General features: G+C 60.1%; 22 protein-coding genes. 11 read left to right on the top strand and 11 right to left on the bottom strand.

The features are described 5' to 3' along the window. The first annotated feature begins 88 nt into the window (after positions 1–88). Positions 89–1,384 (top strand): glycine-betaine demethylase subunit GbcA, encoded by a 1,296-nt coding sequence (gene gbcA / locus PMI35_RS22985; protein ID WP_008057111.1) that lies wholly within the window; start codon positions 89–91, stop codon positions 1,382–1,384. A 768-nt stretch (positions 1,385–2,152) separates the two neighbouring features. Here gbcA and PMI35_RS22990 read toward each other — a convergent pair. The 9 genes from PMI35_RS22990 to PMI35_RS23025 all read right to left on the bottom strand — a co-directional run bounded on the left by PMI35_RS22990 (position 2,153) and on the right by PMI35_RS23025 (position 12,880). Next, complete coding sequence (locus tag PMI35_RS22990; protein ID WP_008057110.1) at positions 2,153–3,340, bottom strand: retropepsin-like aspartic protease; 1,188 nt, start codon at positions 3,338–3,340, stop codon at positions 2,153–2,155. A gap of 93 nt (positions 3,341–3,433) precedes the next feature. Continuing rightward, positions 3,434–4,348 carry an RHS repeat-associated core domain-containing protein gene (locus PMI35_RS33265; RefSeq protein ID WP_008057109.1) on the bottom strand — a complete coding sequence of 305 codons (915 nt, stop codon included), beginning with the start codon at positions 4,346–4,348 and terminating at the stop codon, positions 3,434–3,436. 162 nt (positions 4,349–4,510) lie between these two features. Next, the gene (locus tag PMI35_RS22995) at positions 4,511–5,077 is read right to left on the bottom strand and encodes a GNAT family N-acetyltransferase (RefSeq protein WP_008057108.1); all 567 of its coding nucleotides are present in this window, start codon (positions 5,075–5,077) and stop codon (positions 4,511–4,513) included. Positions 5,078–5,100: 23 nt separating this feature from the next. Then, positions 5,101–5,871, bottom strand: coding sequence for an electron transfer flavoprotein subunit beta (etfB, locus tag PMI35_RS23000; RefSeq protein WP_008057107.1), 771 nt, complete (start codon positions 5,869–5,871; stop codon positions 5,101–5,103). A gap of 15 nt (positions 5,872–5,886) precedes the next feature. After that, the gene (etfA, locus tag PMI35_RS23005) at positions 5,887–7,107 is read right to left on the bottom strand and encodes an electron transfer flavoprotein subunit alpha (RefSeq protein ID WP_008057106.1); all 1,221 of its coding nucleotides are present in this window, start codon (positions 7,105–7,107) and stop codon (positions 5,887–5,889) included. Further along, positions 7,107–9,053 carry a dimethylglycine demethylation protein DgcB gene (gene dgcB / locus PMI35_RS23010; RefSeq protein ID WP_008057105.1) on the bottom strand — a complete coding sequence of 649 codons (1,947 nt, stop codon included), beginning with the start codon at positions 9,051–9,053 and terminating at the stop codon, positions 7,107–7,109. Before dgcB ends, etfA begins: the two co-directional genes overlap by 1 nt. Before the next feature lie 164 nt (positions 9,054–9,217). After that, positions 9,218–11,278, bottom strand: a complete 2,061-nt coding sequence (gene dgcA, locus PMI35_RS23015; protein ID WP_008057104.1) for a dimethylglycine demethylation protein DgcA — start codon at positions 11,276–11,278, stop codon at positions 9,218–9,220. 15 nt (positions 11,279–11,293) lie between these two features. Further along, positions 11,294–11,824, bottom strand: a complete 531-nt coding sequence (locus PMI35_RS23020) for a DUF5943 domain-containing protein (RefSeq protein ID WP_008019495.1) — start codon at positions 11,822–11,824, stop codon at positions 11,294–11,296. Between the two features lie 78 nt (positions 11,825–11,902). Continuing rightward, a complete protein-coding gene (locus tag PMI35_RS23025) occupies positions 11,903–12,880 on the bottom strand; it encodes a dipeptidase (protein WP_008019494.1) in 978 nt (325 codons plus the stop codon). A gap of 235 nt (positions 12,881–13,115) precedes the next feature. Between PMI35_RS23025 and PMI35_RS23030 the strand changes: the two genes are divergently transcribed. The 4 genes from PMI35_RS23030 to PMI35_RS23045 all read left to right on the top strand — a co-directional run bounded on the left by PMI35_RS23030 (position 13,116) and on the right by PMI35_RS23045 (position 14,620). Further along, positions 13,116–13,517, top strand: coding sequence for a lysozyme inhibitor LprI family protein (locus PMI35_RS23030; RefSeq protein WP_008057101.1), 402 nt, complete (start codon positions 13,116–13,118; stop codon positions 13,515–13,517). Positions 13,518–13,608: 91 nt separating this feature from the next. Beyond that, entirely contained in the window at positions 13,609–13,863 is a 255-nt protein-coding gene (locus tag PMI35_RS23035) for a type II toxin-antitoxin system RelE family toxin (RefSeq protein WP_008057099.1), read from the top strand. Continuing rightward, a complete protein-coding gene (locus PMI35_RS23040) occupies positions 13,847–14,170 on the top strand; it encodes a helix-turn-helix domain-containing protein (RefSeq protein WP_008057098.1) in 324 nt (107 codons plus the stop codon). Before PMI35_RS23035 ends, PMI35_RS23040 begins: the two co-directional genes overlap by 17 nt. A 33-nt stretch (positions 14,171–14,203) precedes the next feature. Continuing rightward, on the top strand, positions 14,204–14,620 hold the full coding sequence (locus PMI35_RS23045; RefSeq protein WP_008057096.1) for a DUF3010 family protein: 417 nt from the start codon (positions 14,204–14,206) through the stop codon (positions 14,618–14,620). Between the two features lie 130 nt (positions 14,621–14,750). On the opposite strand, the gene PMI35_RS23050 is transcribed toward PMI35_RS23045, so the two are convergent. Next, positions 14,751–15,695, bottom strand: coding sequence for a GlxA family transcriptional regulator (locus PMI35_RS23050; protein ID WP_008057094.1), 945 nt, complete (start codon positions 15,693–15,695; stop codon positions 14,751–14,753). 208 nt (positions 15,696–15,903) lie between these two features. Between PMI35_RS23050 and PMI35_RS23055 the strand changes: the two genes are divergently transcribed. From PMI35_RS23055 to PMI35_RS23080, 6 genes are all read left to right on the top strand, one after another. Beyond that, the gene (locus PMI35_RS23055) at positions 15,904–16,848 is read left to right on the top strand and encodes a choline ABC transporter substrate-binding protein (RefSeq protein WP_008057093.1); all 945 of its coding nucleotides are present in this window, start codon (positions 15,904–15,906) and stop codon (positions 16,846–16,848) included. Between the two features lie 74 nt (positions 16,849–16,922). Next, positions 16,923–17,810, top strand: coding sequence for a 3-keto-5-aminohexanoate cleavage protein (locus tag PMI35_RS23060; protein ID WP_008057092.1), 888 nt, complete (start codon positions 16,923–16,925; stop codon positions 17,808–17,810). Positions 17,811–17,952: 142 nt separating this feature from the next. Continuing rightward, positions 17,953–18,918, top strand: coding sequence for an L-carnitine dehydrogenase (locus tag PMI35_RS23065; protein WP_007985952.1), 966 nt, complete (start codon positions 17,953–17,955; stop codon positions 18,916–18,918). A gap of 168 nt (positions 18,919–19,086) precedes the next feature. Further along, positions 19,087–19,563, top strand: coding sequence for a thioesterase family protein (locus PMI35_RS23070; protein ID WP_008057091.1), 477 nt, complete (start codon positions 19,087–19,089; stop codon positions 19,561–19,563). A 12-nt stretch (positions 19,564–19,575) separates the two neighbouring features. Then, entirely contained in the window at positions 19,576–20,739 is a 1,164-nt protein-coding gene (locus PMI35_RS23075) for a gamma-butyrobetaine dioxygenase (protein WP_008057090.1), read from the top strand. 344 nt (positions 20,740–21,083) lie between these two features. Continuing rightward, positions 21,084–21,350 (top strand): hypothetical protein, encoded by a 267-nt coding sequence (locus tag PMI35_RS23080; RefSeq protein ID WP_008057089.1) that lies wholly within the window; start codon positions 21,084–21,086, stop codon positions 21,348–21,350. A 101-nt stretch (positions 21,351–21,451) separates the two neighbouring features. Here the strand turns inward: PMI35_RS23080 and PMI35_RS23085 are convergent, their stop codons facing one another. Continuing rightward, complete coding sequence (locus PMI35_RS23085) at positions 21,452–22,555, bottom strand: GlxA family transcriptional regulator (RefSeq protein ID WP_007975492.1); 1,104 nt, start codon at positions 22,553–22,555, stop codon at positions 21,452–21,454. Positions 22,556–22,907: the final 352 nt, after the last annotated feature.

The raw sequence follows: 22,907 nt of genomic DNA, 5'->3' as shown, positions 1-22,907 counted from the left end.
CAATCTTTACACCTTGCGTAGCAACCCTTAGCAGTACACCTGATTAGCCACTTTCGCCGGCCACGCAGATGGCCTTGAGGATTAAACGATGGACGTCACTACTACCCTGAGCCTGGGCGATCCGCTGGAACCCGCACGCAAGGCCACCGCACAGATGCTGCAAGAGCGCGAGCGCACCTTCTCGCTGCCGCAGCCGTTTTACTCTGACGAGCGCCTGTTTGATATCGACATGCAGGAGATTTTCCAGAAAGAGTGGTTGATCGCCGGCATGACCTGCGAAATCCCGACCAAGGGCAACTACCTGACCCTGCAAGTGGGCAAGAACCCGATCATCGTGATCCGTGGTGCCGATGGCGTGGTGCATGCCTTCCATAACGTCTGCCGCCACCGCGGTTCGCGCCTGTGCACCAGCGAAAAGGGCAAGGTCGCCAAACTGGTCTGCCACTACCACCAGTGGACCTACGAACTCGACGGTCGCCTGCTGTTCGCCGGTACCGAAATGGGCGCCGACTTCGACATGAAGCAGTACGGCCTCAAACCGGTGAACGTGAAGACCGCCGGTGGCTACATCTTCATCAGCCTGGCGGAGAACCCGCCGGCCATCGATGACTTCCTGTCGACGCTCAGCCATTACATGGAACCGTACGACATGGAAAACACCAAGGTGGCAATCACCACCACCTTGATGGAGAAAGCCAACTGGAAGCTTGTGCTGGAAAACAACCGCGAGTGCTACCACTGCAACGCGTCGCACCCGGAACTGCTGAAAACCCTGCTGGAATGGGACGACGTCACCGACCCACGCGCCGACCAGGCATTCAAGGACCACGTGGCCGCCTCTGCCGCTGCCTGGGAAGCCGAGAAGATCCCTTATGCCCACGCCAGCTTCGGCCTGCGTAACCGCATCGTGCGCATGCCTTTGCTCAAGGGCACCGTGTCGATGACCCTGGACGGCAAACAAGGCTGCGCCAAGCTCATGGGCCGCATCAAGAACCCGGACCTGGGCTCGATGCGCATCCTGCACCTGCCACACTCCTGGAACCACTGCATGGGCGACCACATCATCGTGTTCACCGTGTGGCCGATCAGCGCACAGGAAACCATGGTCACCACCAAGTGGATCGTGCACAAGGATGCCGTTGAAGGCGTGGACTACGACGTGGAGCGCATGCGCCAGGTCTGGGACGCCACCAACGACCAGGACCGTCGTCTGGCCGAAGAGAACCAGCGTGGCATCAACTCCACCGCGTATCAGCCAGGACCGTACTCCAAGACTTACGAGTTCGGCGTGGTGAACTTCGTGGATTGGTACAGCGAGCGCTTGCTGAGCAACCTTGGGGCCGAGCCTGCACCTTACCTCAAAGGCGTCCCAGTTCAGGGCTAAAACCCATCTACTGTAGGAGCGAGCCTGCTCGCGAAAAACTCAAGAGCGCCGCTGGGCATCTGACTTTACGCATCATCGTTCACCACCATCGCGAGCAGGCTCGCTCCTACAAGGGGGCTTGCTCGTGATACTCCCCTCCCTATAGATCTGTACGAAATATGACCTATTCCGTTCAGCGCTATACCCCATAAGGCTCCCAGCCTTCCGCAAACAAGTTATCCACACCTCCACCCACAGCAAATGGGGACAACTGTGGAAATGTGCAAAACTTTCTCCACACAAACCAAAGAAAATCCGTGACTTATCCAGAAACCGGGTTTTCCATAGTTGCTGATCATTTATTGACCAATCCTCTAAAGAGCACGGATTACGTGGCCTGCAGAGGATGGCGAACACCTTATCCACAGAAGCGCCAACAGACTTTGGGGGCAACTATTATGCCTCTGTGGAAAAGCTCTGAAAGCCGCGATTTTTCAGGGTTTGCGCGGGGTATAACAGTTGAAAACCCGGACTTGGTCAATATTTAACCAGAATCTTGAAAGCCTCTGTTTATAAGGCCCCCAGCGGTAAGCGAACATCTTATCCACAGAAGCGCCAACAGAGATTGGGGGCAAGTATCGGCCTCCGCTGATAAAAAAACGCGGAAAAACCGCAACTTACGCTGGTTACTATTTGATCTAAGCCTTGCAGCCTGCGGTTTGCATGGGCTTCAGCGAGGGGCGAACATGTTATCCACAGAAGCGCTAACAGGGATTGTGGGTAAACACGTCAAACCCTGTTGAAACATGAACGCCCAGCTTCGATGTCGAGGTTCAATTCAAACTCGTCGAACGCACGCCAGCCCAGCAAAATCGAAGGCACGTACTGTCCCTGCACCCACGAAGGCGGAATGGTGAAGCCAGGATAAAACCTGTAGTTGATCGCCATGGCACCGCCCGGCAAATTCAACATGCCCTTGAAGGTTTGGTAACGCTGCTTGTGCGCTGCGTCGATCAGTGAGTTACCCGGGGTCATTACGACATTGGCCCGATCCCCAGGTGAGGCGGAGGTCAGGTAATCGACGTTCCCGGTGTCGACTATCGCCAGCGTGGCCCTGTTATCGAGCCGTACAGCGATCGTCAGGCGTTGATTGAGATCCATGCGGGTGTAGGCGATCGGTGAGTCACATTGCGCGGTAGGCGCGGGATTGAGCACCAGGGTTTTGCGGGTGATTTTAAGTCGCCCCAACTTGCTGATCAGGTCCAGTCCCAGCAAATTGTCCCGATCACTGACAAACACCAGCACATTGTGGAATTCGCTTTTGCCCACTTTCAAGGAATCAAGAATTCCGAGCCGGGCAGACAGGTCTTTCTCGCCGTAGAACGTGCTGTAGGCGTAGTGGGAGTCGGTTAACAACTTGATCCCCATCAGCCTGGCCGTTTCGGCATTGACCCGGGTTTGCGGAGCGCCGGTGTCGAGAACGAAACGTGCGGAATGACCATTGGCCGCGTCAACATCGATGAAGGGCAGCACCTCTTCGGCAATGAAATGGTCACTGGAATACGGATGAATCCTGAGCACTTGTCGGCGTGAAGTTCTTTTTACCGTGAAATCGCCGCTCGCCCTCAGGGTCGCAAGCGACTGGTTACCGAACATCGAGAACAATGCCTTCAGCTCTTTATCGGCCTCTATCGCCTGAGCGTGTTTACGCTTGATCGCCAGGTAGTAATCAGGCAATTCATTGGCGGCTTTAACCTCGAAAATCCTGGCGAGAACGGATACGGAACAACTCAGGTTTTTCTCGGCATCCAGTACGTTTTCACATTGCTGCCTTAGCTGTGCAATGGATGCTTTTTGCCCTTGTGCAGATTCGACCCAATGATAAAAATCGACCGCTGGAGACCTTGTTTGGGGGGCTGCCATCAAACTCGCAGACACTGACACAAGGAGCGCCAACGCCCGATTGAAAGCCTTCATATTCAACCCATTCATAAAAACAAGTTTTATGAGTAAGCGCTGAACGTCGCAAAGCCCCCCTGCCCCTGTAGCAGCGCACAGAAAAACTATAGCTCACAAGTTTGTGCTGTTTACGCCTCTGATCTCCTGACCTTGAACAACGGGATCAATCTGCCGAGGCTCTACTGTACCCACCTCCAGAGGCGTGTTGGCAATCCTGCCCGGGACATGTCCCTGTGGCTGCCCGCGCAGCAGGTTCCACCCACTGGCCTCCTTGGTTGCCTCCCACAGCACGCGCCACCTCGACTGCCCATTACTGGCTGCGTTCGACATCCATGTCCGGGTGCTACTGTAATTCAAGAGGAGCGCACCTCCCCCTGTCAGTCCCTGACCGCCAATGACACCCAGATTCGAACCCAGCAACGAACTGGTGTCAGGCATTCGCGCGAGAATGTTATCGGGTAACCCCACTGCACGCGATGGCAAACCTGAAGCACCGCCCCAAAAAGCCATGGTATTGCCAATACGCCACATCCTGCTCTGAGGCTCGCTTTTCACGATATACGCCGCAGCCCTGCTAATTGCCGTTCCGGCAAAAATGGCGTTCAGAAAAGAACCCACAGCGCTTCCAAGGAGTGCAAGCCAAGATCTTCCGCTTGGATCGACGCGATTAACGGGGGAGCCGGAGCAATATGCGTACGCATTCAATCCCCCTTTCCCGAACGGACTCAACCGATCCGGACTGTGAAACCGCATCAACACCGGGTTATAGACCCGATGGCCATTGCCCAAGTGATACCAACCCGTAGTACCTTCCTTGAACTGCCCATTGAAGCCCAAATGCGTCCCCGCCCGTCTGGGGGCGCTTTGCAGGCCATAGGGGGAATAGGCGAAGGGGTTCGGCCCGCTGCGATCCAGTTCGGCGAGTACGCTTCGTTGCAGGTCGCTAGCGAGCAACAGGGTTCGCAGGGACCGCGCATCGGCTGCGGACGAGGGTTTTGCAGGTTGGGGTTTGCGGGCGATAGGCATCAGTTGCGTCCTTGTTGAGACCTGATAACCCGCAATGAGATGCCTGGCTCTGAACGGCCGGTCTCGAGAAGGCGGGTACCAACTGCTCAGTACCCTAACAAACCGCCGGTAAAGCCAACACTATCAGTTCTGCTAGGGTCCCCCCTTTCACCCAGGAGCCCGCTATGGTCGATACATCAAATAGGCCTCACCCGTGACCCGAATCATCGGATGCGGCGTGATCTGGCAGGTATCGACGATGCGAAAACCATGGCGCTCATAGAACCGCCTGGCACCGGTGTTCGCGGCATAATCGATCAGGCTCAGGCCATTGAGCCCGAGCCGGTTGGCGCGGTCATACGCGTAGGCAAGGAACTGCTTGCCCAGCCCCTGATTGCGCCAGCCCTCATGCAGCGCCAGGCTGGAAATATACAGGGTGTCGGGGATTTCCATCTTGGCGTACGGCGCCAGCACCGGGTCGCTCACCGGTGCTGCGAAAGGATCGTGACGCATCACGTAGCTGTGCAGCATGCCAATGACTTCACCTTCGGCTTCGGCGATCAGGCAGTTCTGCCAGGAGAAATCCACATCGTCACGGGCGTAACGCAGGGCCCCGACGTCCAGCAGATCCTGCCCGGGTTCTGCTATCTGGCTCCAGATGTAATCCGAAGCCCCCTCCGATGAAATCTGGAACAAACGCGCAATCTCGCGCGCGTCCGCGCGCACTGCCGGACGAAATTCTACTGCCATTGACCTGCCCCCAAAACTGACCGCTAGCGGACCACACCTTCTTCTATCAGCAACTTGAGAATTGCTTCAGCCCCAGCTTGCGCCGTTACGCCCTTGAGCACTTGTCCCCCACCGCCACTGGCTTTCGCCGTTGCGGCTTTCATGCGGTCCGCGCCGCTTTTGGCCTTGATCACCTTCAAGCGTTTTGGGCGTGGCTTGGCCGGTTGCAGGGTGGCAACAGCGAGCAACTCATCGTCGACGACTTCCACGTCCTTGGCCTGCAATACCCCGCGCCGGGCCGGGCCGTAGGCGCTCTGCCGTGGCTTGGGCGCGGCGTTATCCACAGTGGCGAGAAACGGCAAGCGAACCTTTAGGCGACGCCGCTGACCGCGCGGCAAAGCCTGCAGCACCAGCGCCGAACCGCCGTCGATGGACTCGACCTGCGCCAGCCCCACCACCAGCGGCCAACCAAGGCCTTCGGCCAGCAGGAACGGCAACATGCCCGAGCCTTCGCCGGTTTCCGCCTGGCTACCGGTCAAAACGACCTGAGCGCCGGCTTCGCGCAAATAAGCGGTCAAGGCCGGCAGCGCATCGGCGCCCTCTGGTTGCTCCAGTACATGCAATTGTTCCAGCCCCATGCCCAGGTAAGCGCGCAAGGCCGGCTCGGCGATGTCGCCGGCGTGCAGTACCTGCAAGTTATCCCCAGCCAGTTGCAAGCCCAGTTCCACTGCCCGCGCATCCTGCTCCGCACGTCGTGGTCGACCGGAAGTCGGGTGGGCGCCGATGGACACCAGGCTGATGATTTTCGTGCTCATAACCCTTTCCTTCCCTTAAGCCGCATCGCGCTTGGCGTCGTTGCGGTAAGCCTCTACCGCCGCGATCAAGGCCCGAAGAATCTCGGCACTCTCGCCGATTACCGACAGGTCGGCCCGTTTGATCATGTCGCAGCCCGGGTCGAGGTTGATCGCCACCACCTTGTCGCAGGCACCGATGCCCTGCAGGTGCTGGATCGCCCCGGAAATCCCCACCGCCACGTAGACCCGCGCGGTAACCCAGGTGCCGGACGCGCCGACCTGACGGTCGCGGGCCATGAAACCATCGTCCACCGCCACCCGTGACGCGCCTTCGGTGGCGCCAAGGGCCGCGGCGGTCTGGTGGAACAAGTTCCAATCCTTGACCCCGTTGCCGCCGGAGAAAATGAATTCGGCCTCGGCCATGGGAATCGCCGCCGGGTCCACCGCCACCGCCCCCAGGTCCTCGATGCGCGAGAGACTGCGGGCGATGGCTGTGGATAACTCCACCGGCAAGGCTTCGTGACGGGTTTCGCTGACCGGTTCGGCACATTCGACGGCGGCCAGGATCAAGCGTGCAACCGGGCGCGCCAGGTCTTGCAAGCCGGCGCCGGCACGGCCGATGCACTCCTGGTCCTTGACCTGCCAGACTCGCGTGGCCGGGCGTTCGCCCAGGGCCGCGGCAAAGCGCCGACCCAATTCGCCACCGCCGCTGCGACTGTCCGGCAGCAGCCAGTGACGCGGGCTGAACTGGTTATCCACAGCCCGCAGGCCCTGGACCCGTTGTTCCGGTGCATAACCACTGAATTCTTCGCCTTCGAGCACCAGCAAGCGATCGACGCCGGCTGTGGAAAACGCGTTTTCCTTGTGTTCGCCGAAGACCACGGCCAATACCGCGCCGTCGCTGCCGGCCAGTTGATGGGCCAGGCCCAGCAAGTCCTTGTCGTGGCTGCTCAAGCGGCCACCGACCATGTCCGGCACCACGCAGATGTAGAACGCTGGCGCAGGCACCTGATGCAGCGGCAATTGCACTTCAACGGCGGCCGAGCGTTTGGTCGCCCCGCCTTGTTGAGCGCCGCTGCGGTCGATGCGCTTGATACCGTTGGGGCCGATGAAGCCGATGCCGTGCGGATTCTTGCGGATGACACCGTTAGGCCCCATCCAGCTGTGTTGCGCCGGTTGCATGGCCGCGTGCAACGGGTGCAGGCGGTTGCGGGCAATCCATTCGGCACGGGGGTCGCGGCGGATAATGTCGCTCATCAGTGCACCTCCGCGGGTTCACGTTTGGCCGGCGTAGCCGACTTTGGGGCCTGATCCTCCAGCAGCGCGTCGGCCACCAGTTCGGCAATGTCCTTGATCAACGGTCGTGGTTCGACCACACCTTCAAGCATCGCGGTGCACTGCGGGCAGCCCACGGCCACCAGTTCGGCGCCCGTCTCGCGGATGTCTTCCATGCGCATGTCGGGGATACGCTGCTTGCCCGGAATGTCGGTGATCGGCGCACCGCCGCCACCGCCGCAGCAGCGCGAGCGGAAACCGGAGCGTTGCATTTCCTTGACCTCGATGCCCAGCGCACGCAGGACCTGACGCGGCGCCTCGTATTCGCCGTTGTAGCGGCCGAGGTAGCACGGGTCGTGATAGGTCACGCTGTCGCCTTTGTGCTGACCGAGGTTCAGCGCGCCGGCGTCGATGATTTCCGCCATGTAGGTGCTGTGGTGCTGCACCAGGTAGTTGCCGTCGAAAGCGCCATATTCGTTTTTCAGCACGTGGAAGCTGTGCGGATCGCAGGTGACGATGCGGTTGAAGCTGTACTTGGCCAGGGTCTGGATGTTGCGCTTGGCCAGCAACTGGAAGGTCGCTTCATCGCCCAGGCGTCGGGCCACGTCGCCACTGTCGCGCTCTTCGAGGCCGAGTACGGCGAAGTCGATTTTCGCCGCTTTCAGTACTTTGACGAACGCGCGCAGCGTGCGCTGGTTGCGCATGTCGAAGGCGCCGTCGCCGACCCAGAACAGCACGTCGGTGGACTTCTTCTCGCTCATCAGGTTGAGGTTCAAGTCCGCTGCCCAGTTCATCCGACCACCTGGAGCGAAGCCGCCCGGGTTGTCGGTGGCGATCAGGTTTTCCAGGACTTCGGCACCCTTGTTCGGGGTGGCGCCTTTTTCCAGGGTCAGATGGCGACGCATGTCGACGATGGCATCGACGTGCTCGATCATCATCGGGCATTCTTCAACGCAGGCGCGGCAGGTGGTGCACGACCACAGGGTTTCGGCATCCACCAGACCATTGACGATCGGTTGATGCGGGTTGCCCGCGTGTTCGCCAATCGGCTTGCCTGGATACGGGCTGCCGGCAAACTTGGCATCGGTGCCGCCAGCCAGGCCGACGACCATGTCCTGGATCAGCTTTTTCGGGTTCAGCGGCTGGCCGGCGGCGAAGGCCGGGCACGCGGCTTCACATTTACCGCACTGCACGCAGGCGTCGAAGCCGAGCAGCTGGTTCCAGGTGAAGTCCTTGGGTTTTTCCACGCCCAGTGGTGCGGCCGGATCGTTCAGATCAAGCGGTTTGAGACCGGTGGAACGACCGCCGCCAAAGCGCTCGGCGCGACGGTGCCAGGCCAGGTGCAGGGCACCGGCAAAGGCATGCTTCATCGGCCCGCCCCAGGTCATGCCGAAGAACAGCTCGGACACGCCCCACAGCACGCCAACCCCGAGGATCACCGCCAACAGCCAGCCACCGAAGTTCTCCGGCAGGATACCGGCCACCGGCAGGGTCACCAGGAAGAACGACACCGAGAACGCCATCAGGCTTTTCGGCAGGCGCATCCACGGGCCTTTCGACAGGCGCGCCGGCGGGTTGCGCCGACGCAGGTAAACAAAGACGGCGCCGACGAACATCACCGCCGACATCAACAGCAGCGCATAACCAAGGATGCGGTTATGCAGGCCGAAACCATGTACGAGGATCGCCAGCACGATCGACGCTACCGCGCCGCCGGCCGTGGCGACGTGGGTGTTGGCAATGTATTTGTCCCGCGCCACCACGTGGTGCAGGTCGACCATGTAGCGCTTGGGCATGGCAAACAGGCCGCCGATCAGATCGACCTTCGAGGCCCGGCCCCGGCGCCACATGGCTACCCGCCGCAACGCGCCCAGAACCGCAAGGCCCAGGGCAGCGAACAACAGGATTGGAAGAAGGGTGTTCAACATAGGTGTTGCTCCCAAAGACCGCAGGGTCTTGCAGGTCGAGATGCCTGACTCGGTTCCTGTGGGAGCGGGCTTGCCCGCGAAAGCGGTGGGTCAGTCGACATCAATGTCGGCAGACAGATTGCATTCGCGGGAAAGCCCGCTCCCACAGGGTTATGCGCAAGCCGTTAGAAATCCTTGCACAGCCGCAGCGCGTCGTAGATCGCCGCATGCACGTTACGCTGGGCCACACAGTCGCCGATGCGGAACAGCAGGTAGCCGTCGCCTTTCTGTTCCAGGCATGGCTGCGGCTTGATCGCGAACAAGGCTTCGACGTCGATCTGGCCCTTGTTGCGCGAGCCTTCCTTCATCGCGTAGTAGATCTCCTCGTCCGGACGCACGCCGTTCTCGATGACCACCTGGTCCACCACCCGCTCCTCTTTGGCGCCGGTGTATTCGTTTTCCAGCACCGCCACCAGCTTGTCGCCTTCGCGGTAGACCTTCTCCAGCATCATGTCGCCGGTCATGATCACTTCTTTCGGATACATGCTGCGGTAGTAAGTCGGGAACGACGTACCGCCGATCGCCACGCCTGGCTTGATGTCGTCGGTGACGATCTCGACCTGGCTGCCCTTGTCGGCGAGGAAGTCGGCGGTCGACATGCCGGTGAACTCGCAAATGGTGTCGTAGACCAGCACGTTCTTGGCAGGTGCAACCTTGCCGTCGAGGATGTCCCAGCTGCTGACCACCAGGCCTTCAGCCGCGCCCCAGTGCTCGTTCTGCTCGATGAACGGATGACCGCCGACCGCCAGCACCACCACATCCGGGCGCAGGTCCATGATGGTCGGCGCATCGGCCGCCACGCCCAGGCGCAGGTCGACTTTCAACCGAGCCAGCTCCAGCTGGTACCAGCGGGTGATACCGGCGATCTGGTCACGCTGCGGCGCTTTCGACGCCGTGGTGATCTGCCCGCCGATGAATTCCTTCTTCTCGAACAGGGTCACGTCGTGACCACGCTCGGCAGCCACACGGGCGGCTTCCATACCGGCAGGACCGGCGCCGACCACCACCACCTTGCGTTTGACGCCGGTGGTTTTTTCGATGATGTGCGGCAAGCCCATGTATTCACGGGACGTCGCGGCGTTCTGGATGCACAGCACGTCCAGGCCTTGATACTGACGGTCGATGCAGTAGTTCGCACCGACGCACTGCTTGATCTGGTCGATCTGGCCCATCTTGATCTTGGCGATCAGGTGCGGGTCGGCGATGTGCGCGCGGGTCATGCCGACCATGTCGACGTAACCGCCTTCCAGGATACGGGTGGCCTGGTTCGGGTCCTTGATGTTCTGCGCGTGCAGCACCGGAACCTTGACCACTTCCTTGATGCCGGCAGCCAGGTGCAGGAACGGCTCCGGTGGATAACTCATGTTCGGAATCACGTTGGCCAAGGTGTTGTGGGTATCGCAACCCGAGCCCACGACGCCGATGAAATCGAGCATGCCGGTGTCGTCGTAATACTTGGCGATCTGCTTCATGTCCTCATGGGACAGACCATCCGGGTGGAACTCGTCACCGCAGATACGCATGCCCACGCAGAAATCGTCACCGACCTCGGCGCGCACGGCTTTCAACACTTCCAGGCCGAATTTCATGCGGCCTTCGAAGGTGCCGCCCCATTCGTCAGTACGCTTGTTGACCCGCGGGCTCCAGAACTGGTCGATCATGTGCTGGTGCACCGCCGACAGTTCGACACCGTCCAGGCCACCGGCCTTGGCGCGGCGGGCCGCTTGCGCGTAGTTGCCGATCACCCGCCAGATTTCTTCCGGCTCGATGGTCTTGCAGGTAGCACGGTGCACCGGCTCACGCACGCCCGACGGCGACATCAGCGTCGGCCAGTTGAAGCCGTCCCAGCGCGAGCGACGGCCCATGTGGGTAATCTGGATCATGATCTTGGCGCCGTGCTTGTGCATGGCGTCGGCCAGATTCTGGAAGTGCGGGATGATGCGGTCGGTGGACAGGTTCACCGAGCTCCACCATTCCTGCGGGCTGTCGATGGCGACGACGGACGAACCGCCGCAGATCGCCAGGCCGATCCCGCCCTTGGCCTTCTCTTCGTAATACTTGACGTACCGGTCGGTGGTCATGCCGCCGTCGGTCGCGTAGACCTCGGCGTGCGCGGTGCTGAGCACGCGGTTACGGATGGTCAGTTTGCCGATCTGGATCGGCTGGAACATTGCTTCGAAAGCCATGGCGGGTTCCTCGACTTACAACGGCTTGACGATGAACAAGCCGTCTTCGTGGCCCTCTTCGGAGCCACCGTAGACTTGCTCGGCCACGGTGCGGATCTTGCTGCCACGAGCGGCGAGGATCTGGTCCATCGCGCCGGCAAACCAACCGGTGAACATGTAGTCGACCTTGCGCCCGACCTTGCCGTACACGTAGACGAATGCCGAGTGTTCGAGCTTGACGCTGCAGGTGCCTTTATCCAGGTCGATGTCCTGGATCTTGAACAGGCCCCAGCCGCGCTGCGACAGGCGCTTCATGTAGTGTTCGAACACCGCGACGCCTTCCAGGCCGTGGCATTCGGCTTCTTTTTCACACCAGTGCCAGGCGGACTTGTAGCCGGCCTTGTAGAGGATCTCGGCATAGGCTTCAGCACCCAGCACTTCCTCGATGCCCATGTGGTTGTTGACGAAGAAATGGCGCGGTACGTACAGCATCGGCAGGGCGTCGGACGTCCAGACACCGGTCTCGCTGTCGACTTCGATAGGCAATTGCGGGGCGATCTTGGCCATGGAAACTTAACTCCAGAAAAATTTTGGTAATGCCCCCGGCGCGGATGGCCGGGGGAAAAGATTCAGAAGAGCTGCGGCTTACTCGCCCCAGACATCCTTGAGAACGTTGACCCAGTTCTCGCCCATGATCTTGCGCACCACGCGCTCGGAATGGCCGCGCTTGAGCAGGGTCTCGGTGAGGTTCGGGAACTCGCCGACGGTGCGGATGCCCAGTGGGTTGATGATCTTGCCGAAGCTGGTCAGACGACGGGCGTAGCCCTTGTCGTGGGTCAAGTACTCGAAGAAGTCCTGGCCGTGACCCTGGGTGAAGTCGGTGCCGATGCCGATTGAGTCTTCGCCGACGATGTTCAGGGTGTATTCGATGGCTTCGGCGTAGTCGTCGATGGTCGAATCGATGCCCTTGGCCAGGAATGGCGCGAACATGGTCACACCGACGAAACCGCCATGGTCGGCAATGAACTTCAACTCTTCATCGGACTTGTTGCGCGGGTGCTCCTTGAGGCCCGACGGCAGGCAGTGGGAGTAGCACACCGGCTTTTTCGATTCGAGGATGACTTCTTCGGAAGTCTTGGAACCGACGTGGGACAGGTCGCACATGACGCCGACACGGTTCATCTCGGCGACGATCTCGCGACCGAAGCCCGACAGGCCGCCGTCACGCTCGTAGCAGCCGGTACCCACCAGGTTCTGGGTGTTGTAGCACATCTGCACAATACCGACGCCCAGCTGCTTGAACACTTCGACATAGCCGATCTGGTCTTCAAAGGCATGGGCATTCTGGAAACCGAAGAGGATGCCGGTCTTGCCCTGCTCCTTGGCCTTGCGGATGTCGGCGGTGGTACGCACCGGAATCACCAGGTCGCTGTTCTCGCGAATCAGTTTCTGGCTGGCGGCGATGTTGTTGACGGTGGCCTGGAAGCCCTCCCACACCGACACGGTGCAGTTGGCCGCGGTCAGACCGCCCTTGCGCATGTCTTCAAACAGCTCGCGGTTCCACTTGGCAATAATCAGCCCGTCGATAACGATGCTGTCGGCGTGCAATTCGGCTGGGCTCATCAGGCTGTCCCCTTGTTGGCGATTCATGCGCCGAATCGTGTGCCGGCGCTTTGGGGCCAGCATATGCCTCGGTGCATTGGCAGCCGGGTGCAAAAACGACAGGGGAATTGCCGAAAGCGTCAATCCGCGACAAAGGGTCGTCGCAAGGCACAATTGCCGACCTGTTCAAGGCTGTCCGCTTGGGCCAGAATTCGCCACATCTCTTGATGCTTCACTGGATGGGAGCGGCAACCACATGAAATTCATCGTCCTGGCTTTGGCACTGATTGCGACTGGCGTACACGCCGCCGAGGAGTCTGAAGACACCCCCTGCGACAAAGTCGAAAACGACGTCCAGACCCTGGAATGCTCCGCCTTCAGCAAAACCACCGCCGAAGATTTGCTGAGCGAAAACTACAAAAGCCTGAACGAGCGCATGCAGTCGCTCTACGGCAAGAACCCGTCGCAATTGGCCGACATCACGGCCAAGATCAAAGCCGCCCAGCAACAATGGCTGAAAACCCGCGACGCCGACTGCGCCATCGAAGCCTTCCCGGCCACCGCCGGCAGCAAGGCATACACCATCGCGCAAAATGATTGCGTGGCGCGGATGAGTGACGAGCGGTCGGAGTTTTTGGAGTTGATTGGGCAGGAGTGAGCCGAGCAACATCCCGACATGCTTCGTTTATTGGCCAATAGAGAAATATAAGTAAAGATTGGAATATCTTATAAAAGACTTATATTCTCTCATGAACAGCATCCACTGGACTCGAAAGGCCGTTAAGCAGCTTTTGAAATTGCATTGCGCACACCAGATCCAGGTTCGTGATGCCGTCTCGGCGCTGACGAATATGCCTGATATAGGCAACGTCAAAGCACTGGTTGGTCATGACTACGCCTATCGACTTCGAGTAGGTAACTACCGAGTGATGTTCGACTGGGATGGCGCAATCAAAGTGGTCAGTATTCAAGAGGTCAAAAAACGCGATGAACGCACCTACTGACGTTCAAATCATCAACGACGCAGACGGAAATCCTGCTTTCGTGGTCATCCCCTACGCGCAGTATGTCGCGCAGAAGATTAAGCCCGATCTGATTCCCCATGAAGTGGTCAGCCGCATCGTCGATGGCGCGACGCCGATTCGCGCCTGGCGCGAACACTTGAACCTTACGCAGGATGAAGTGGCCAAACGCATGGGAATCTCCCAACCGGCCTTCGCCCAGCAGGAAAACGTCGCGAAGCCGCGCAAGGCCACCCGCGAAAAAATTGCTGCGGCGTTCGGCATCACCGCCAATCAACTGGAGCTGTAAGCTTCACGCCTTCAGCCAGAAAAGGGATTCAACATGAAAGTCTGCGGCATCGAAATCAAGGGCAGCGAAGCAATCATCGCCGTGGCAGCTCTCGAGGGTTCCACTCTGAGCCACGTGGCGCTCGCCACCAAGAAAATCGCCCTGGACGATGACGATGAAGCCGCCAACGTCAAAGTGTTCGCCGCTCAGGTCGCGTCCTTTGTTCGCGAGAACTCGATAGATCGAATCGCGATCAAGAAGCGCAGCAAGAAAGGTGAATTTGCCGGTGGGCCGACCACGTTCAAGATCGAGGGCGTTTTTCAGTTGCTGGAGAGTTGCGAGGTGATGCTGCTGTCGCCGCAGACGATCAATGCTCAGGCCAAGAAGCATGGTTTTGAGCTGCCGGAGACGCTGAACAAGTATCAGCATGAGGCGTACAAGGCTGCGTGTTCGGCGCTGATGAAGAAGTAATCGGTCGTCCTGACAGAGCAAATTACCTGTGGGAGCCAGCCTGCTGGCGATGGCGGTGCATCAGTCGACATTTATGTGTCTGGCAGACCGCTATCGCCAGCAGGCTGGCTCCCACAGGGTTTTCGGGTGTTCATGCTTTTGCGGTGCGCCGATCCTCTCGCGGGCACCGCTCGAACTTCGCCCGATAACTACGGGTGAAATACGACGGCGATTCAAACCCGCACGCAATACTCACCTCCAACACACTCATATCGGTCTGGCGCAGCAGCTGCCGGGCTTTCTCCAGCCGCAAGCGCAGATAGAAATTGCTCGGCGTATCGTTCAGATGCAGGCGAAACAACCGCTCAAGCTGCCGGCGCGTCACTTTGATCGATTCCGCCAGTTCCAGCGTGCTCAGCGGCGGTTCGCTGTGATGCTCCATCTCGCCGATCACGTGAACAAGCTTCTTGTTGCTGATGCCGTAGCGCGTGGCGACTTCCATGCGCTGGTGGTCCTTGCGCGGGCGGATGCGCCCGAGCACGAACTGTTCGCTGACCTGGATAGCCAATTCCGGGCCGTGGGCCTGGGCGATCAGATCCAGCATTAAATCGATCGAGGCGGTGCCGCCGGCAGAAGTGATGCGCCGACGGTCGATTTCGAACAGCTCTTGAGTGACGCTCAACTGCGGATAGGACTCCTTGAAGGCGTCGATGGCTTCCCAGTGCAGGGTCAGGCGATGGCCGTCGAGCAGGCCGGCTTCGGCGAGGATGAAGCTGCCGGTGTCGATGGCGCCGAGGGTCACGCCTTCGTTGTCCAGGCGACGCAGCCAATGTTCCAGGGCGGGGGTGGCGAACTTCAGCGGTTCGAAGCCGGCGACCACCAATAACGTCGCGCCTTTTTTCAGTGGCTCCAGCGCCGCATCGGCGTTGACCGACATGCCGTTACTGGCCAGCACCGCCCCGCCATCAGCGCTCAGCACGTGCCAGCGATAGAGCTCGCCGCGAAAGCGATTGGCGACCCGCAACGGCTCGATGGCCGAGATGAATCCAATGGCCGAGAAACCCGGCATCAACAAGAAATAGAAATCCTGGGACATGGAGCGCACTCGATAGGCAGGTAACGAGAGGGCTGTAGCGTGATGACGTTGATACGCCACTTGCAACAGGCATTCAAGAGCACAGGTCGCTGCAGTGCAAGAGTCGGTCGCCGCAGTGCGCTTTCGTGCCACATTAGCTGCGTAACGTGACATCACCGGCGCACAGACGACCGGACCCACAATAATGAAACTGCCGAGGAACCTGAGAATGAAACGACTGATCAGCAGCTGTGTTCTTGCACTCAGTGGTACCGCTTTGCTGAGCGCCAGTGTCATGGCAGCCGAACCTGCGTCGTGCCAGAACGTACGCATGGGCGTGGTGAACTGGACCGACGTGATCGCCACCAGTGCGATGACCCAGGTATTGCTCGACGGCCTCGGCTACAACACCAAACAAACCAGCGCCTCCCAGCAAATCATCTTCGCCGGGATCCGCGATCAGCGCCTGGACCTGTTCCTGGGTTACTGGAACCCGCTGATGACCCAGACCATCACCCCGTTCGTCGACGCCAATCAGGTCAAGGTGCTTGAAGCGCCAAGCCTCAAGGACGCTCGCGCCACCCTCGCCGTGCCGACCTACCTGGCTGACAAGGGCCTGAAAACCTTCGCTGACATCGCCAGGTTCGAAAAAGAGCTGGGCGGCAAGATCTACGGCATCGAGCCAGGCTCGGGCGCCAACACCCAGATCAAGGCGATGATTGCCAAGAACCAGTTCGGCCTCGGCAAGTTCCAGCTGGTCGAATCCAGCGAAGCCGGCATGCTCGCCGCCGTGGATCGCGCCGTGCGCCGCAAGGAAGCCGTGGTGTTCTTCGGCTGGGCGCCGCACCCGATGAACGTCAACGTACAGATGACCTATCTCACCGGCAGTGAAGATGCCCTCGGCCCGAACGAAGGCATGGCCACGGTCTGGACCGTTACCGCACCGAAATACGCCGAACAGTGCCCGAACATCGGTCGCCTGCTGAGCAACCTGACGTTCACCGCCGAAGACGAGAGCCGGATGATGCAGCCGCTGCTGGATCACAAGGACGCCTTCGAATCGGCCAAGCAATGGCTCAAGGATCACCCGCAAGACAAGCAACGCTGGCTCGAGGGCGTGACCACCTTCGATGGCAAACCGGCGGCTGAAAACCTCAAGCTGACCACCAAGTAACCCTGAACTGAACCACCGATTCGCAGCCCGAACGGGCTGCGAACGGGACCACCACGCCTGAAGGAAACCGCCAAATGAACCACGACGTCATCATCACCTGCGCACTCACCGGTGCTGGCGACACGACCGCCAAGAGCCCACACGTGCCGGTCACCCCGAAACAAATCGCTGCCGCCGCCGTGGAGGCCGCGAAGGCCGGCGCCACCGTGGTTCACTGCCACGTTCGCGACCCACAAACCGGCAAGTTCAGCCGTGACGTGGCGCTGTACCGTGAAGTGATGGAGCGCATTCGCGAAGCCGATGTCGACATCATCGTCAACCTCACCGCCGGCATGGGTGGCGACCTGGAAATCGGCGCCGGCGAGAACCCGATGGAGTTTGGCCCGAACACTGATCTGGTCGGCCCGCTGACCCGCCTGGCCCACGTCGAAGAGCTGCTGCCGGAAATCTGCACCCTCGACTGCGGCACGCTGAACTTCGGCGATGGCGACACCATTTACGTCTCCACCCCGGCGCAGCTGCGAGCTGGCGCCAAGCGTATCCAAGAGCTGGGCGTCAAGCCTGAACTGGAGATTTTCGACACCGGTCACCTGTGGTTCGCCAAGCAGATGATCAAGGAAGGCCTGCTCGACAACCCGCTGTTCCAACTGTGCCTGGGCATCCCGTGGGGCGCCCCGGCCGACACCACCACTATGAAAGCCATGGTCGACAACCTGCCGGCCGATGCGGTCTGGGCCGGTTTCGGCATCGGTCGGATGCAAATGCCGATGGCTGCTCAGGCGGTACTGCTGGGCGGCAACGTGCGGGTTGGTCTGGAAGACAACCTGTGGCTGGACAAGGGTGTATTGGCGACCAACGGCCAACTGGTCGAACGCGCCAGCGAAATCCTCAGCCGCCTCGGCGCCCGGGTCCTGACCCCGGCGGAAGGCCGCAAGAAAATGGGCCTGAAGCAGCGCGGCTGATCCAAATCACCTTTTCCCCCTGTGGGAGCGAGCCTGCTCGCGATAGCGGATTACCTGTCTCAAATGATGCATCGGATGTACCGACGTCATCGCGAGCAGGCTCGCTCCCACAGTTTTTACGAGCCAAATTCAGGAAATCGCCATGAGCTTTATCACCGAAATCAAAACCTTCGCCGCCCTGGGCAGCGGTGTCATCGGCAGCGGCTGGGTATCCCGCGCCCTCGCCCACGGCCTCGACGTGGTGGCCTGGGACCCGGCCCCCGGTGCCGAAGCCGCCCTGCGCAAACGCGTCGCCAATGCCTGGGGCGCGCTGGAGAAACAGGGCTTGGCACCCGGTGCCTCGCAAGACCGTCTGCGCTTTGTCGCGACCATCGAAGAATGCGTGCGCGACGCCGACTTCATCCAGGAAAGCGCCCCCGAACGCCTTGAACTGAAACTGGAACTGCACAGCAAGATCAGCGCCGCAGCCAAGCCCAATGCCTTGATCGGCTCCAGTACCTCGGGCCTGTTGCCAAGCGAGTTCTACGAGAGTTCGACCCACCCGGAACGCTGCGTGGTCGGCCACCCGTTCAACCCGGTTTACCTGCTGCCGCTGGTGGAAGTGGTTGGCGGCAAGAACACCGCCCCCGAAGCCGTGCAGGCGGCAATGAAAGTCTACGAATCCCTCGGCATGCGCCCGCTGCACGTGCGCAAGGAAGTGCCAGGCTTCATCGCCGACCGCCTGCTCGAAGCGCTGTGGCGCGAGGCGCTGCACCTGGTCAATGACGGCGTGGCGACGACCGGCGAAATCGACGACGCGATCCGTTTTGGCGCGGGCCTGCGCTGGTCGTTCATGGGCACATTCCTGACCTATACCCTGGCCGGTGGCGACGCCGGTATGCGCCACTTCATGGCACAGTTCGGCCCGGCCCTGCAGTTGCCGTGGACTTATCTGCCGGCGCCGGAGTTGACCGACAAACTGATCGACGATGTGGTGGATGGCACCAGCGATCAATTGGGCAAACACAGCATTTCGGCGCTGGAACGCTATCGTGATGACTGCCTGCTGGCGGTGCTGGAGGCGGTGAAGACCACCAAAGAGAAGCATGGAATGGCCTTCAGCGAGTAACCCTCAAGCTTTGAGGCCAGCAAGACCGGCCTCATCGCGGGCAAGCCCGCTCCCACAGTGATTTGCAGTGTGAATACAATTTTTTTCACTGAGCAGAACCCTGTGGGAGCGGGCTTGCCCGCGAAAGCGGCCGGCAGCCCAGTCACCATACATATTGGATCCCTCACCATGCCAACCCTCACCACCTACCAAACCAGAATCATTCCCGACTGGGTCGACTACAACGGCCACCTGCGCGACGCGTTCTACCTGCTGATCTTCAGCTATGCCACCGACGCCCTGATGGACCGCCTCGGCATGGACAGCAGCAACCGCGAAGCCAGCGGCAACTCGCTGTTCACCCTGGAACTGCACCTCAACTACCTGCACGAAGTGAAGCTAGACGCCGAGGTCGAGGTGCACACGCAGATCATCGGCCACGACGCCAAACGCCTGCACCTCTACCACAGCCTGCACCTGGTGGGCGATGCGAAGGAGCTGGCGGGCAACGAACAGATGCTGCTGCACGTTGACCTCGCCGGGCCAAACTCCACGCCATTTCGCGAGGTGACCCTGGGCAAACTGCAGGCCATCGTCGCCGAGCAGACCGACCTGCCCGCCCCCGCCTACATCGGCCGAGTGATCGCTTTACCGCCAAAAAAATAACAAGGAGATCCCATGAACACCGCCGCCGCTTTTGCTGACTTTCGTACTTATCCGTTGATCAGCGCGCTGGCAGGCGTGCAGGCCATGGCGGATCGTGTCCTGGTGAAGTGGGCCGACAACCGTGTCAGCCCCTTCCACCACCCATGGCTGCGGGACAACTGCCCGTGCCCGCAATGCGTCTACACGGTGACTCGCGAACAGGTACTGGAAATCGTCGATGTGCCGCAAAACCTGATGCCTGTCCAGACCAGTATCGATGCTGAAGGCTGCCTGAACGTGCAGTGGCAGGATGGCCACCTCAGCCGCTTCGACCCTGGCTGGCTGCGCGCCCATGCCTACGACGACGAGTCCCGCGCCGAGCGCCTGGCAGGCAAACCCAAAGCCAGGCTTTGGCGCAGTGATTTGCAGTTGCCGGTGTTCGAGTATCAAGCGCTGATGAACGACAACCAGGCGCTGCTGCAATGGCTGCTGGCCGTGCGCGACACCGGCCTGACCCAGGTCCGTGGCGTACCCACCGAGCCCGGCTCGCTGAAGCTGGTCGCGCAGCGCATTTCCTTCATCCGCGAGAGCAATTTCGGTGTGTTGTTCAACGTGCAATCCAAGGCCGATGCCGACAGCAACGCCTACACCGCTTTCAACCTCCCGTTGCACAGCGATCTGCCAACCCGCGAGTTGCAACCGGGACTGCAATTCCTGCATTGCCTGGTCAACGACGCGATGGGTGGCGAGAGCATTTTCGTCGACGGTTTTGCCATCGCCGAAGCGTTACGCCAGGAGGACCCCGAGTCGTTCCAGAGCCTGTGCGAGATCCCCGTGGAATTCCGTAACAAGGACCGCCACAGCGACTACCGTTGCCTCGCACCGATCATCGCCCTGGATACCTTGGGGCAGGTGTCGGAAATCCGCATGGCGAACTTTTTGCGCGGCCCGTTCGATGCGTCGGTGGAGCAGATGCCCAAGCTATATCGTGCCTATCGCCGCTTCATTGCGATGACTCGTGAGGATCGCTTTCGCGTGATGCAAAGGCTCAATCCGGGTGAGCTCTGGTGCTTCGACAATCGCCGTACGCTGCATGCGCGTAATGCCTTCGATCCAGCAACCGGGGCGCGGCATTTCCAGGGCTGTTATGTGGATCGGGATGAGTTGTTGTCTCGAATCCTCGTGTTGCAGCGCTAAACCGTAAAAAGATCGCAGCCTTCGGCAGCTCCTACATAGGTTTACGGACATCTGTAGGAGCTGCCGAAGGCTGCGATCTTTTGTTTTTGACCAGGCAAAAAAAGCCCCGATCAAGCCGTGACAGGATCGAGGCAGAGGGTACTGTTGAGGAGCTGCCGCGGGAAGGTGACCAAACCCTCGTGAAGCAAGCTGGGTCCAGTGTGCCGGTTCTCATGGCTGGTTTATAGCCCGAAAACGACCTGTTCATAGTCAATGTTGCCATTACGACAAATCGCCCTTGCCGCCACTGCGTGCCACTACCAGAATCGAGCCACGACACCATTCCCAGAAGAAGGATTCGCGTCATGATGCACGCTGATTTGATAGACCAGGAAGACCTGTTGGGCCAGCTCAAGTCATTGGGCTTTCAAGTGCCGAGCGGCGCCACGGCCGAGCAGGCTTGTGAGTTTGCTGTGCGAGGTTTGAACAACGAACGGGCCATCGTGCTGCGCACCATGGTCAAGCAGATGTACACCAGCAGCGCGACGATCCTGCCGGCTGTGCGCCAGGCCATCGACAAGCAGTTGCTGCCAGCGTTGGCGGAATATCAACAAAGTCACGTCGCCCGTTAAAACCAATCGCGGGCAAGCCCGCTCCCACAGGAAATGCGCCATTTTCGAACCGGCGCTGTACCTGTGGGAGCGGGCTTGCCCGCGATGAATGCGACTCGGTTTTAGAGCCTTACGCTGGCGAAAGTCGACTCATTACGCGCCTGACTCAACGCCGACAACGGCCCGGACAACGGCGACAGCACCAATGCCTGCGGCAGCGGCATCATCGCCACTTGTTGCGTGGTGTTGGAGCCTACACGCTCATCGCGCGGCGGAATGCCGAAGTATTCGCGGTAGCACTTGGAGAAGTGCGGCGTGGACACGAAACCACACACCGACGCCACTTCGATGATCGACATCGGCGTTTGCTTGAGCAGTTGCCGAGCGCGGATCAAGCGCAGCTTCAGGTAGTACCGCGAAGGCGAACAATGCAGGTACTTCTGGAACAGCCGCTCCAGCTGACGACGGGACACGGCGACGTACACCGCCAGTTCGTCGAGGTCGATCGGCTCCTCCAGATTGGCTTCCATCAGCGCGACGATTTCCTGCAACTTCGGCTGGTTGGTGCCGAGCATGTGCTTGAGCGGCACGCGCTGGTGATCCTGTTCGTTGCGGATGCGTTCGTAGACGAACATCTCCGAGATCGCGGCGGACAGTTCACGACCGTGATCGCGGCTGATCAGGTGCAACATCATGTCCAGCGGCGCGGTGCCACCGGAGCTGGTGAAGCGGTTACGGTCGAGGGTGAACAGGCGGGTACTCATGGCTACCCGCGGAAACGCTTCCTGCATCGCCGCCAGGCATTCCCAGTGCACGCTGCAATCGAAACCGTCCAGCAGGCCGGCGCACGCCAAGGCCCAGCTGCCGGTGCAGACCGCACCCAAACGACGGGACTGACGCGCCTGGCTCTGCAGCCAGGACACGTGTTCGCGGGTAACAGTGCGCTGAATGCCGATACCACCGCAGACGATCACGGTGTCCATGGGAGGCGCTTTGTGCATGGAGGCGTCGGGGGTGATTTGCAGACCGTCACTGGCCCAGACTTGACCGCCATCGACGGTGAGGGTGGTCCAGCGATACAGCTCGCGGCCGGACAACTGGTTGGCCATGCGCAGTGGTTCGACTGCGGAAGCCAGGGAAATCAGCGTGAAATTGTCCAGCAGCAGAAAGCCGATGGATTGAGGCGCACGGTTCTGGGGTTGGGCCCCGGAGTTGAACGTCGTCATCGCGGTATCTCCTCACACAAAGCGGGTGATGGCCTCAGGCGGAGGCTCTTGTTATTGCCATCGTTCTCGCGTGGGAGACGGGCTTTGTAATGACAGAGCAATTGCCATGCCTAAATTTGATTACGCGTTCAATAACTCCTAAAAACGACGTCGGAATGTGTCTATATATGACGCGCAGGGAGTAGGGGTTATAAGTGCCATCAAGGGCGGCAAGTGCTCTGCCCCGTTGCGTGTGAGCAAATCGGTAGCACTTGTGGGAACAGGGCTGCGAGCAGCCTGGGAAGAGTGTCACCGCAGGCACGGGTGACGGGCGGTCGGAGCAGCAATTTTACCCGATCGCCGGTGAGGCAAT

The organism is Pseudomonas sp. GM78, from assembly GCF_000282475.1.
GTDB lineage: Bacteria > Pseudomonadota > Gammaproteobacteria > Pseudomonadales > Pseudomonadaceae > Aquipseudomonas.
Note: the sequence above shows the minus strand (reverse complement) of the source record. Positions and strands in the feature narration are given on the sequence as shown.

Bases quoted from the DNA above. Each gene is read 5' to 3' on its own strand.
- PMI35_RS23025 (WP_008019494.1), bottom strand. From the start codon at position 12,880: ATGAGCCCAGCCGAATTGCACGCCGACAGCATCGTTATCGACGGGCTG.
- PMI35_RS23080 (WP_008057089.1), top strand. From the start codon at position 21,084: ATGATGCACGCTGATTTGATAGACCAGGAAGACCTGTTGGGCCAGCTC.
- etfB (WP_008057107.1), bottom strand. From the start codon at position 5,871: ATGAGCACGAAAATCATCAGCCTGGTGTCCATCGGCGCCCACCCGACT.
- PMI35_RS23035 (WP_008057099.1), top strand. From the start codon at position 13,609: ATGAACAGCATCCACTGGACTCGAAAGGCCGTTAAGCAGCTTTTGAAA.
- PMI35_RS33265 (WP_008057109.1), bottom strand. From the start codon at position 4,348: ATGCCTATCGCCCGCAAACCCCAACCTGCAAAACCCTCGTCCGCAGCC.
- PMI35_RS22995 (WP_008057108.1), bottom strand. From the start codon at position 5,077: ATGGCAGTAGAATTTCGTCCGGCAGTGCGCGCGGACGCGCGCGAGATT.
- gbcA (WP_008057111.1), top strand. From the start codon at position 89: ATGGACGTCACTACTACCCTGAGCCTGGGCGATCCGCTGGAACCCGCA.
- PMI35_RS23050 (WP_008057094.1), bottom strand. From the start codon at position 15,695: ATGTCCCAGGATTTCTATTTCTTGTTGATGCCGGGTTTCTCGGCCATT.
- PMI35_RS23045 (WP_008057096.1), top strand. From the start codon at position 14,204: ATGAAAGTCTGCGGCATCGAAATCAAGGGCAGCGAAGCAATCATCGCC.
- PMI35_RS23020 (WP_008019495.1), bottom strand. From the start codon at position 11,824: ATGGCCAAGATCGCCCCGCAATTGCCTATCGAAGTCGACAGCGAGACC.
- PMI35_RS23055 (WP_008057093.1), top strand. From the start codon at position 15,904: ATGAAACGACTGATCAGCAGCTGTGTTCTTGCACTCAGTGGTACCGCT.
- PMI35_RS23060 (WP_008057092.1), top strand. From the start codon at position 16,923: ATGAACCACGACGTCATCATCACCTGCGCACTCACCGGTGCTGGCGAC.
- PMI35_RS23085 (WP_007975492.1), bottom strand. From the start codon at position 22,555: ATGACGACGTTCAACTCCGGGGCCCAACCCCAGAACCGTGCGCCTCAA.
- PMI35_RS23040 (WP_008057098.1), top strand. From the start codon at position 13,847: ATGAACGCACCTACTGACGTTCAAATCATCAACGACGCAGACGGAAAT.
- dgcB (WP_008057105.1), bottom strand. From the start codon at position 9,053: ATGTTGAACACCCTTCTTCCAATCCTGTTGTTCGCTGCCCTGGGCCTT.
- PMI35_RS23030 (WP_008057101.1), top strand. From the start codon at position 13,116: ATGAAATTCATCGTCCTGGCTTTGGCACTGATTGCGACTGGCGTACAC.
- PMI35_RS23070 (WP_008057091.1), top strand. From the start codon at position 19,087: ATGCCAACCCTCACCACCTACCAAACCAGAATCATTCCCGACTGGGTC.
- PMI35_RS22990 (WP_008057110.1), bottom strand. From the start codon at position 3,340: ATGAAGGCTTTCAATCGGGCGTTGGCGCTCCTTGTGTCAGTGTCTGCG.
- dgcA (WP_008057104.1), bottom strand. From the start codon at position 11,278: ATGGCTTTCGAAGCAATGTTCCAGCCGATCCAGATCGGCAAACTGACC.
- etfA (WP_008057106.1), bottom strand. From the start codon at position 7,107: ATGAGCGACATTATCCGCCGCGACCCCCGTGCCGAATGGATTGCCCGC.
- PMI35_RS23065 (WP_007985952.1), top strand. From the start codon at position 17,953: ATGAGCTTTATCACCGAAATCAAAACCTTCGCCGCCCTGGGCAGCGGT.
- PMI35_RS23075 (WP_008057090.1), top strand. From the start codon at position 19,576: ATGAACACCGCCGCCGCTTTTGCTGACTTTCGTACTTATCCGTTGATC.